Genomic DNA, 10,047 nt, shown 5'->3' on the forward strand with positions numbered 1-10,047 from the left:
GGTCTGTCTGGAGGGGGGCGAAGCCCTCGGAGCCACCCTGCGGCAAGCGCGGGCCGCTCTGTCGCAGGGAAGCCCGCTCTCGGCGGTGGGGCGGTAATGCCGGGGTGCTGCTTGCTACGTCCCCGACCGCCCGGTCGGCTGGTGTTGGGCCGTGGGGACACCGTCGTCGCCGGAGGGCCGGGTACGGCGGAACGACGGAGGCCACGGCTGCGCCTCCGGATTGCGCAGTCAGGGGTGAACGCATGCAACGGCCAGGTGGCATCACAGCGATGCTCGGTGAACCTCGCTCCGGTGGCCGCCCGGACAGGCAGGTGCGCCGGAGAGGCGACAGGAGTGCCCCGTGTCAGGGCGGCTGTGAGGAAGCTGCCTGCGGACGGTTCACCGGTGGGCGGGCACTTCCCCGGCAGCAGTGGGCAGCAGAGACCTCCGAGTCTGCGGGTGGCCCGGCACGCCGCAGGCGGCCCGTGAGCTCTCCGGGAGGGGCATGGTGAGCGTGGCCAGGCAGCTGGGTCTGTCCGTCGCCGTGGTGGCCGTCACCTTCGCACTGGGGTGGTGCGCGGACCACGTCCTGCGCACCCTCGCCCGTCGCAGGCCCGGCACACGCGTATGGACCCTGCTGCGGCGTTGCCGCTGGCCGCTGCAGTGGGTGATCTGTCTGGCACTGCTGGCGCCGCTGGCCAGACGCTACGCGGCACAGGCCGACGGGTTCCGGCACGCTGTACTGATCGGTGTCGGCGTACACGTGAACTTCTCTCCCCAGCTCTCCCCACTTCACCATCACCGCGCAAGGGCTCACGGTGGGGTTCGTCGTTCTCCAGGAGCAGGACCGGACCGAGCATGTCGCGACCGAGAAGGAACTCGCCGAGGCCCGGAAGCACTCCTGGATCACGATCCCTCGTTTCGACTACACCCCGTCCGAACGCCTCCGTTTGGCCCTCAGCGGCGGCCAGCCACACCGAGCGAACGAATGGGCCGACATCCCCGACCACCCCCTCGAAGAGCAGCTTGCGGAGATCGCCCAAGAAGTCACACTCCGCGGCGAAGCCGCCGAACGCCGACGCCAGGAGGAACTCGAGGCAGCACGCCAGAAGCGCTTCCGCTGGCAAGCCGCCATGGAGAAGGCCCGCGTCCAGTACGCCGAGGCGTACTGCGTCAGGCACTTCGAGGCGCAGGAAGCGGCATGGCGCCACGCGACCCGACTGGCCGAGTACGTGACCGCTGCCCGCACACGAGTCGAGACCATGCCCTCAGTGGCTGTTGTTCTACCGATCTTGACGGTCGCCAGTTCGACGGCGGCGCTTCCGTTCATCGTCGGTGTTGCCACCCCAGGCAGGCTGAGCGCCTGGGTCGCCGGTAGGGTCGGACGCCATGACCGACTGGACCGGGGTGCGCGATCGGGTTCTGGCTCTGGCCGCAGCGCCAGGTGGCGACAAGGTGTTCGGGGCGAGGGCGCACGGCTTTGTCCTCGATGCGGCTCTGACCGCTGCCGAGGTGGCGGACCTCGAGGCATGGCTGGACGTTGACCTGCCCGAAGACTATCGCTCGTTCCTATTGCATGTCGGAGCGGGAGGGGCCGGGCCGGCTTACGGCATTCTCCCGGTCATGCGGCGTGAGGGTTCCGCAGGCTGGCACTGGGGCGGAGAGCTCATTGAGGAAGTCGAGCCGGGCATGTTCGCTGAGCTGTTCCCGGGAGGGACGGATCCAGCGGCGACGGTGGAGATCCTCGCTGAGCGGCCGGTGGAGGAGGAGTTCGACGACCTCGCCGATCTCGCCGCGGCCGTTGAGGAGTGGGAGGAGCGTCTGGGAGAGGTTCAGTACGATCCGCGCCGCACGGCCGGGGCGCTTTGCCTGTGCGATGAGGGCTGCGGGATGGTGGTCTGGCTGGTCGTTACCGGGCCAGAGCGAGGCCGAATGTGGCGTGACGATCGCATCAATGGCACGGATCTTCAGCCGATGCGCGACGCCGACGGCTCTCCTCTGGGCTTCGCCAGCTGGTTCCTCGGCTGGCTCGCAGACGCCGAAGCTGCCTGCAACCAGGCCCGATAGCGAGAAGTCCGCTGCCGATCACGGCAACGCATGACGCTGCGCTTGTCGCCCGGTTGGGGGATCTGCGGCCCGTGCGCGCATGGAGACAGGGCCCCCTGAACAGCTCGCTGGTGTCGAAGTCCGCGTGCAACAGGAGGCCCTGTGCCGCAGTCTTCCGTGTCGCCCTCAAACCCGTCCAACTCGGGTGCCCGACGGTGTGATTGCCTCGCGCACGCGTACGGGAACGCGGCCGACCACGGGTCACGTGTGCGACGCTACCCCTCCGACATGACCGACGCCGAGTGGGTGGCGGTCCGGCCGCTGCTGCCTGTGCCGCGCTGGCTTCAGGGCCGAGGCGGCCAGCCGGAGGCGTACTGTCACCGAGCGCTACTGGACGCGATCCGCTACCTGGTCGACAACGGCACGAAGTGGCGGGCCATGCCGGTCGATTTCCCGCCGTGGGACCGGGTCTACGCGTTCTTCCGACGTTGGCGCGACCACGGCCTGGTCCGCGAGTTCCACGACCGCCTCCGCCGCCAGGTCCGTGAGCAGGCCGGGCGGGATCCGGAGCCGAGCGCCGGCGTGATCGACTCCCAGTCGGTCAAGGCGGACGCCGTGGTCGGATCCGACGGCCTGGGCTTCGACGGCGGTAAGCTGATCAACGGCCGCAAGCGGCACGTCGTGGTCGACACGCTCGGCCTGCTGCTCGCTGTGATGGTCACCGCCGCGGATGTCGGCGACCGTGCCGCCGCCCAGGTGCTGCTCGCCGAGGTCGCCGCCGCGCACCACCTCCTCGCTCTGGTCAGGGCCGACGGCGGCTACACCGGAAAGCTCGTCGAGTACAGCCTCGCTGTACTCGCCGTGGTCCTGGCCATCGTCAAGCGCAGCGACGCAATGCGCGGCTTCGTCGTGCTGCCGAAGCGGTGGATCGTGGAACGGTTCTTCGCCCACCTGATGCAAAGCCGCCGACTGGTACGCGACTTCGAGCGCTCCACCAGCAGCGCGGAAGCGATGATCTACTGGTCGATGACGACGCTCATGACCCGCCGCCTCGCCCGGTCACGTTCTTCGCGAGCGTGAACCGACCAGGCGCCGACTCGACCAACCAACCCCGGGCTACCAGTCGCTTCGCCTTCGACCGCAAGGCTTCCACCTTCCCCGGCACCGGGTCCAGGCCGAAGCAGGCTGCCATCTCCTGGCACGTCAATGGGCCATGACTGAGCCGGTTCCGGTCCGCGAGAGCTTGCAGAATGCGCTGGTAATCCGCCGACAGGGCCGACCAGGCCAGTCCCGCCCGCCACATCGGCACCACCGACTTCGGCTTCGCCGCTCCCGCCGGCCCGGATCGCACCGGTTGCCCACTGGAAGCCGGCAGACCCGCGGATGCGGCGGGGCCAACCACGGCATCGCCGCCGGGGGCCAGCACCTCACCGACGCGAGAGCGAGCGATGACCCACTCGTTCCACTCACGCTCGGCCACGTCCAGCTCCGCCTGGATGCGGTCGGCCTCCTCCCGCAGGTCGTCCACCCGACGGCGAGCAGTGAGCTCACGCAGTTCCAGCATCCCCACGACCGACGGCATCCAGGACCTCCACCCGAGCAACGACACGTCACATCACATCACGTCACGTCACGTCACGTCACGTCACGTCACGTCACGTCACGTCACCACTGTCACAGGCCCGCCGACCCTATTCCTGAACAGCGGAAACAGAGCCATCAAGCCCGGAAAGACAACAACCACTCAGGCCAAACCAGAACCGAAGCCGAGGCATGGATCATCTGGGCAGACACCACCGCCGAGCGCCTCGACCCGCTGAACACGCCACTCCGGATGCCCCTCATCCCCGAACGACGACCTGAAGCCGTTCCTCGGGCACTGGAACCCCTACGGCCCCTGACACGAAACCCTCCTGGTGCCAGCCCCGCCGTGCCTCCCCGCGGCAACGTCGTCTCACACTTACGACGTTGCCTGTAGCCGCGATCGCAAATCCGGCGCTCCCACGAGCATCGCACGGCCACGAACTGCGTGAAAAGCCGAACGCGTCAGGCGTGCAAGCACAGTCGAACTTACGGCGAAGCCCAACCAGAGCGCTCCATTGGGGCTTCGCCTCATGACTTCGGGAGAGGCCCCGCCTGGCCCCTCGGCGGCTCTCTCGCCCTATCACCGATGCTGTCACAGACGTCCTGTCACGCGCCTGTCACCAACACCGTCGACGCACCGGGATCACAGCGTTCCCTCTCCACGCAAACACCACCGTTTCGGACTGCGTGGACGCCAGAAGACGGTTTCTACAACCTGTGCCATGTGGTACCCAGCGACGGGCCTACGACCAGGACCGGGGCGTCTTCTGGCCCGTCAAAGCGGTATTTCAGGGTGTTCGGGGGTGTCTCGCTCACCCGTCCGACCCTCTCATCTGTCACGACAGCCCCTATGAGCGGGGTCCTGGCGATTCCTGTTTGACCAGGTAAAAGACTTCCCGGGCAACATGGCGTTTGAGGCAACGAAGGATTTCGCGCCGGGTTTTGCCCTCCTTGATCCGGCCCTGGTAATAGTCCGGGCGCAGAACGCCCGGCGGGACTCCCCGCACAGGGCGGCGAACCACGCTTCACTGCCCAGCCGTTCCGGATAGCCGTGCGGCCTGCAGCACGTCGGCGGGCCCGCGGAGCAGACGCCGTTCTGAACATGCCCGATCCCCTTCCGTCCCATGAGTATCGCGCTGCCGGTACCGGACCGCGTCGAGCGGTCAGAATCGTGAGTAGGCCAAAACGATCGGCAGGCCCCTATCGGGACACGCCCCACCAGCCCGGAACCGACAACGCACCATCCCCGGCCAACAGCCGACACCGTGTGATTCAGACGCTTCGGTCAGGCGTGTCATGAGTCAGACCCGGGCCCGGGACAGCACGGGCCCATCCTCTCGCCCCTCACCTCACACGGGCCCCTGTGCACAAACCCGATCGTCAGCCAGGACCATTCGACAACCGACGCCCACTGACGACAACAAGTGTGCGAAACAAAGCGACAGCGACGCCCTCTCCGGTGGGCCGTGCCCTCGCCCGGTGACACGCGAGGAGCCGGTCGGCGAGCCTTGAGGCGGCGCTGCGGCCCAGCGGAACGCCTGGCCGCCACCAACACACACACTCCGATGCCGTGTAGCAGACCGCCGCATGGCGGCCTTGGCTATACGAGCTGGATGCCCAGCCGGGAACGACTCGGACAATCGCGAACACGTCCGGATCCCTCATCCGCTCCACGACCCGATGCCGCGTTCCTCGGCGCAGACCTTGTGGGACGGCTTCGCATCGTCGTCGAGGAGGCTGGCAGGTTTCCCGCAGTGCCGGCACGGCTGCGGTTCGGGAAGGTAACGGCCGGAGTCGCTCCAGTCGGCGATCGGTTGTCTCGGCACGAGGCTCGAGGAGGCCAGCTGGGGGCGCATTCGATCCTGCGGGGTGCGCTGCTGCGGGATCGCCGGAAGGGCAGTGGTCTCGATGGTGACGCCGAGTTCGACGCTATCGACACCGCGGCGCTGCAGAGGGGCACTGGGAGTCCAGGTCTGTTCGCCGCCGTGCGCGATCGACCGGGCTGGGACCGATTTTGGGCCCCGCCGAGCAGCCCGGACATGGGAGGAGTCAATCACCGCCCGCGACCAGTCGAGCTGGTTCGCCGCACGCGCAGCCTGGCCAGCAGCACGACGTGGAGCCTGTCCCAGACGCCGGCCTCGTTCCACGCGGCAAGCCGCCGCCAGCACGTCGAGGCCCACCGCCGACTCAACCACCGATACGAGTACCAACCCCGCAACTACCTGGCCTTCCTCGGCCTCGCCGCAGCCCTCTGCTGCTACAAACGACTCGCCCGACTCACCAAATAGGACATGGTCTTAACCGTCTTGAGTGAGAAACCACCGGACGGTCCTCTTCAAGCCGTTGCGCAGCGAGGTGGGCTCGATCTCGGGGAAAAGGTTACGGAGCCGAGTGTCGTCCGCCTGGGAATGCCGGACGTCTCCGGGGCGGTTCGGCTGGTGTTCGGTGCGCAGTTCGGTCCCCAACGTCAGCTCGAGTTCCGCGATCAGGCTCATGAGCGAGGTTCGCCCGCCGTAGGCGAGGTTTACCGGGTCGGGGGTGGACACCTTTCGGAGCGCGGCCTGTGCGAGTACTTGGCAGACGGTTCCGACGTAGGTGAAGTCGCGGGTCTGGCTGCCGTCTCCGTGCACCACGAGGGGCCGGCCGGCGGCCGCCGCGGTGATCCACGCCGGTATGACGGCCGCGTAGGAGTGCCCGGCCGGTTGTAAGGGGCCGAATACGTTGAAGAACCGGAAGGACAGGACCGGTAGCCCGTAGCAGTGGTGGTAGGCCGCCAGATACGCCTCGCCCGCGAGCTTGCTGACGGCGTACGGGCTCATGGGGACGGGTCGCAGTTCTTCGTGTTTGGGGATGTGGGGGTTCGCACCGTAGACGGACGACGAGGAAGCCGCGATCACCCGGGTGCCGCCGGCACGTCGCGCGGCTTCCAGAACGGACAGAGTGCCCGTCGCGTTGGCGTGATGGCTGGCGACAGGGTCCTTCACCGACCGGGAAACGGACGGCAGGGCGGCCAGGTGCACGATCGTGTCGACGCCGTCGAACGCGAGATCGAGCAGCCCGGAGTCGAGGACGCTCCCCTCGAAGAAACGTACGGGTAGTCCGGAGAGGTTCTCCTCGAACCCTGTGGAGAGGTCGTCCACGACACGGATCTCGGTGAACTCCGGTATCCGAGACAGATGCCGTACGAGATTGCCGCCGATGAATCCGGCGCCGCCGGTGATGGTGATCTTCATACTGGATCCTTCGGGTCAGAGGACGTCGATGTTCGCGCCGCTGAGTCGCCTGCGGCAGTCCAGCACCCACGCCGAATGGGCGGCGATGGCGTCGTAGTCGAACGCGTCGTGGTCCGTGAGGAGTACCACCGCGTCCGCGCCCGCCAGCTCCTCCGCGTCGGCGGTCACTCGCCGAACGGCGTGCAGCGCGTCCGCCTGTGTGGGCACCGCGTGATGGAGGTGCGGGTCCGCGGCGCACACGTCGGCTCCCATGGCGAGGAGCGACTGGGCCACCTGCGCTGCCGGAGTCTCACGCGCGTCGCTGGTGTTGGGCTTGTACGCGAGTCCGAGAAGCAGGACCCGGGAGCCCTTGACCGGCTTCTCCCGCAGGTTGAGCCCCTGGATGAGGCGCCGCACCACGTAGTCGGGCATATGGCTGTTGATGTCGTTTGCCAGTTCCACGAACCTGAACGCACGACCGGAAGTCCTTTCTGCCCACCAGGAGAGGTAGGAGGGATCGATGGGCAGGCAGTGCCCGCCCACTCCCGGCCCCGGGACGAAGCGCAGATAGCCGAAGGGTTTCGTCGCGGCGGCGTCGATCGCCTCCCACACGTCGATGCCCAGTTCATGGGCGAACATCGCGAGTTCGTTGACGAGGGCGATGTTGACGTGCCGGAAGGTGTTCTCCAGCAGCTTGGTCAGCTCGGCGGTGCCGCAACTCGTGACCGGCACGACCGTGTCGACGATCGAGCCGTAGAACTCGTGGATCTGCTTCAACGAGACCGGATTGATCCCGGACACCACCTTGGGAGTGTTCTCCAGGTTCCATCGGGGATTTCCGGGGTCGATTCTCTCGGGGCTGTATCCCAGGTGGAAGTCCCGGCCCGCTACCAGACCGGAGGCGGTCTCCAGGATCGGTCCCACCAGTTCCTCCGTCGTCCCCGGGTAGGTGGTCGACTCGAGCACGACGGTTGCTCCCGGCCGGAGAAACCCGCCGAGCATCCTCGCCGCCCCTACGACGTGTGAGAGGTCGGGCCGCCCCTCACGCAGCGGAGTGGGAACCGTGATCACCGCTATGTCGAAGGCGGCGCAGTCGACCGGGTCGCTGCTTGCCCGGTAGGCGCCTGCGGCGAGCTGGGTGCGAAGCCGTGGCGAGGGGATGTCCTCGACGTACGACGTACCGATGACGAGTTGAGCGACCCGCTGCTCGTCGACGTCGAAGCCGACTACGCCGTGGCCGGCCTCCGCTGCCTGAACTGCCAGGGAGAGCCCTACATAGCCCTGCCCGACAACCACCACCCGGTTGCGCGCAGTGGGCGGGGCAGGGCTTCTGAGGGTGGAGGGGTTCATATGACGTCACCATCCGTATCCGTGAGGTGTCCGCCCAGAACTCTCAGGGAGCCGAGCCATGCTGTGTCCGGCATTCGTTCTCCAACCGGCGGAACCTCCGCCCTTGTCGATGTGCTCGAATCGTCTGTGGCGTCGAACGCCCGGAGCCCGCCGCAGCCGGCCTCGGCCGGCGATCGGAGCGGTGAAGGACAGCGTCGAAGTCCTGACCCGTCTCCTCGAATTCGGGTAACTCACGTGTCAGGACAGCAGGTTGATCACATTGCCGGTGATGGTCTCCACCGCCGGGTCCAGGGCCAGAAGTCGTGCCCAGTCGACGGTGGCGCCGTTGAAGACGGTGCCACCCAGCGTGTACAGGCCGAAGGTCGCAGAGCGTTCCGGAGCGGGGTCCTCTCGGGCGGCCGTATGCCATCCGTCGGCGGGTGGCAGGTCGGCGACACCCAGAATCGTGAAGCCGGCAGGCGTACCGTCGGCGCCGGTCGCGACCGCCCGTCCGTCGGCGTCGCGCCGGTGAGCGGCTCCATCGCACTCGTAGCCCACAAGGGCGTGTGCGGCACCAAGACGGTCTCCTTCGCGCAGTCCGGTGCCTTCGAAGATTCTGTGATCGGTGTGCTGGACGGTGTATCCCGTGGACTCGCGGAGCCCTTCCCAGTGGCCTCCGCCGTTGCGGTAGCTGACGCCGGTCAGAGAGTTCTCCGGGTCCACTTCCCACCAATGTCCGCCGGAGCCCCGCAGCGCATCGGCATCGGCTCCTGTGGGGGCACCAGGGGGGTACTTGGTGCACCGCACGGTCGTGTCGTCATCGGTCACTTCCACCCGCCACCAGCAGGTGTTCGCTCCGAAGACGGCGATGTTCCCGCCCCGGTCGCGGAAGGCGGTGACGTGGCGTCGGGTGCGCGCGCTCCAGTACTCGTCGTGACCGGCGGAGAGCAGCAGCCGGTATCCGTCGATGAAGCCTGGCGTTCCGTGGAGGTCGAGGTCGGTGCAGTACTCGACGGTCCGCCCGGAGGACTCCAGCCAGGAGATGAAGGGGGCGTCCCAGTGGGCGAAGGTCTGACGGGGCGTTCGCGGGTCGTGCGCGTCGGGAAAGCCCTTCACCGGGCCTCCGATTCCCCCGCCTGGACGCCTCAGAGTGACGGTGGCCGTACCGGTGCGCGGTTCGTCATGGCTGTAGTGGGTGGCTCCGTAGAGACTTCCTCCGCCACTGCGGTTGTAGGCGTGGTAGGTGAAGACCGGCACCTTGTACAGGATGTGAGCCCCTCGGCCGGGCTCGCGGGCCGTCACCACGAACAGCAGCCTGGAGTGGCGGGCGTCCAGGAGTTCGGCACGTTGCGGTTCCGGATGGGGCACGGCGGTGGGGCCGGGGCTCAGAGCCGCGATGTACACCCCCGAGGGCCAGTTCTCCGGAACCGCGAAATCGTAACCCGGCCAGCGCCAGTCCTCGTCGTGCCGGCCGGGCGGGACGTACCGTCCCGCCCCCTGCGTGCTGCCCATGTGACGGGGCCGGGCACCACAGCGGAAGAAGTCCGCCCGGAACGCGGGCGCTCGGGTCGACACATGCAGCCGCAGCGTTTCCCCGGCCCGGACACTCGGCCGCGCGGGGTACCCGTCAACTGCCGGTCCGGCGGAGGGTGACGGCGCTTCGAGCATCGGGCACACGGCGCTCCAGGTGGCGTAACGAGGAGGACGGACTCGGGCAAGGTCGATGCCCCCGGAAAAGTATGGTGAATCGTGATCTTCAGCGGAACACGACTATCCAGACGTTTTACGGATTACGTGCCAGGTCGAGCAACGGCGCGAAAGCGTCACAGTCCGAGCGCTCCGGGTCCTCCGTCCGTGACCAACTCCCCTGCTCACAGTCGGTGGTCGCCGGTTAACC

6 protein-coding genes and 3 pseudogenes are annotated in these 10,047 nt (G+C 67.7%); 3 read left to right on the forward strand and 6 right to left on the reverse strand.

The genetic code is table 11. The features are described 5' to 3' along the window. The first annotated feature begins 1,368 nt into the window (after positions 1-1,368). Together ACFWSK_RS33395 and ACFWSK_RS33400 are read left to right on the forward strand one after the other, a co-directional pair. The gene (locus ACFWSK_RS33395) at positions 1,369-2,046 is read left to right on the forward strand and encodes an SMI1/KNR4 family protein (protein WP_383794608.1); all 678 of its coding nucleotides are present in this window, start codon (positions 1,369-1,371) and stop codon (positions 2,044-2,046) included. 267 nt (positions 2,047-2,313) lie between these two features. Beyond that, positions 2,314-3,105, forward strand: coding sequence for an IS5 family transposase (locus ACFWSK_RS33400; RefSeq protein ID WP_383794612.1), 792 nt, complete (start codon positions 2,314-2,316; stop codon positions 3,103-3,105). Here the strand turns inward: ACFWSK_RS33400 and ACFWSK_RS33405 are convergent. The 3 genes and pseudogenes from ACFWSK_RS33405 to ACFWSK_RS33415 all read right to left on the reverse strand — a co-directional run. Then, complete coding sequence (locus ACFWSK_RS33405; RefSeq protein WP_383794615.1) at positions 3,062-3,607, reverse strand: hypothetical protein; 546 nt, start codon at positions 3,605-3,607, stop codon at positions 3,062-3,064. The genes ACFWSK_RS33400 and ACFWSK_RS33405 overlap by 44 nt on opposite strands. Positions 3,608-4,326: 719 nt before the next feature. Further along, a pseudogene (locus tag ACFWSK_RS33410) lies at positions 4,327-4,479 on the reverse strand (3-oxoadipate enol-lactonase); the annotation flags it as partial. A 1,113-nt stretch (positions 4,480-5,592) separates the two neighbouring features. Continuing rightward, a pseudogene (locus ACFWSK_RS33415) lies at positions 5,593-5,779 on the reverse strand (IS5/IS1182 family transposase); the annotation flags it as partial. Between ACFWSK_RS33415 and ACFWSK_RS33420 the strand changes: the two are divergent. Beyond that, positions 5,778-5,897, forward strand: a pseudogene (locus ACFWSK_RS33420) (IS5/IS1182 family transposase); the annotation flags it as partial. The pseudogenes ACFWSK_RS33415 and ACFWSK_RS33420 overlap by 2 nt on opposite strands. Positions 5,898-5,906: 9 nt before the next feature. Here ACFWSK_RS33420 and ACFWSK_RS33425 read toward each other — a convergent pair. The 3 genes from ACFWSK_RS33425 to ACFWSK_RS33435 form a co-directional block, all read right to left on the reverse strand. Continuing rightward, positions 5,907-6,842 carry an NAD-dependent epimerase/dehydratase family protein gene (locus ACFWSK_RS33425; RefSeq protein WP_383794618.1) on the reverse strand — a complete coding sequence of 312 codons (936 nt, stop codon included), beginning with the start codon at positions 6,840-6,842 and terminating at the stop codon, positions 5,907-5,909. Positions 6,843-6,857: 15 nt separating this feature from the next. Next, positions 6,858-8,171, reverse strand: coding sequence for a nucleotide sugar dehydrogenase (locus tag ACFWSK_RS33430; protein ID WP_383794621.1), 1,314 nt, complete (start codon positions 8,169-8,171; stop codon positions 6,858-6,860). Between the two features lie 237 nt (positions 8,172-8,408). Further along, entirely contained in the window at positions 8,409-9,662 is a 1,254-nt protein-coding gene (locus ACFWSK_RS33435; RefSeq protein WP_383794623.1) for a N,N-dimethylformamidase beta subunit family domain-containing protein, read from the reverse strand. Positions 9,663-10,047: the final 385 nt, after the last annotated feature.

This window comes from Streptomyces sp. NPDC058620, from assembly GCF_042717135.1.
GTDB lineage: Bacteria > Actinomycetota > Actinomycetes > Streptomycetales > Streptomycetaceae > Streptomyces.

Coding starts and splice junctions, on each gene's coding strand:
- ACFWSK_RS33395 (WP_383794608.1), top strand. CDS start 1,369: ATGACCGACTGGACCGGGGTGCGCGATCGGGTTCTGGCTCTGGCCGCA.
- ACFWSK_RS33400 (WP_383794612.1), top strand. CDS start 2,314: ATGACCGACGCCGAGTGGGTGGCGGTCCGGCCGCTGCTGCCTGTGCCG.
- ACFWSK_RS33405 (WP_383794615.1), bottom strand. CDS start 3,607: ATGCCGTCGGTCGTGGGGATGCTGGAACTGCGTGAGCTCACTGCTCGC.
- ACFWSK_RS33425 (WP_383794618.1), bottom strand. CDS start 6,842: ATGAAGATCACCATCACCGGCGGCGCCGGATTCATCGGCGGCAATCTC.
- ACFWSK_RS33430 (WP_383794621.1), bottom strand. CDS start 8,171: ATGAACCCCTCCACCCTCAGAAGCCCTGCCCCGCCCACTGCGCGCAAC.
- ACFWSK_RS33435 (WP_383794623.1), bottom strand. CDS start 9,662: ATGGGCAGCACGCAGGGGGCGGGACGGTACGTCCCGCCCGGCCGGCAC.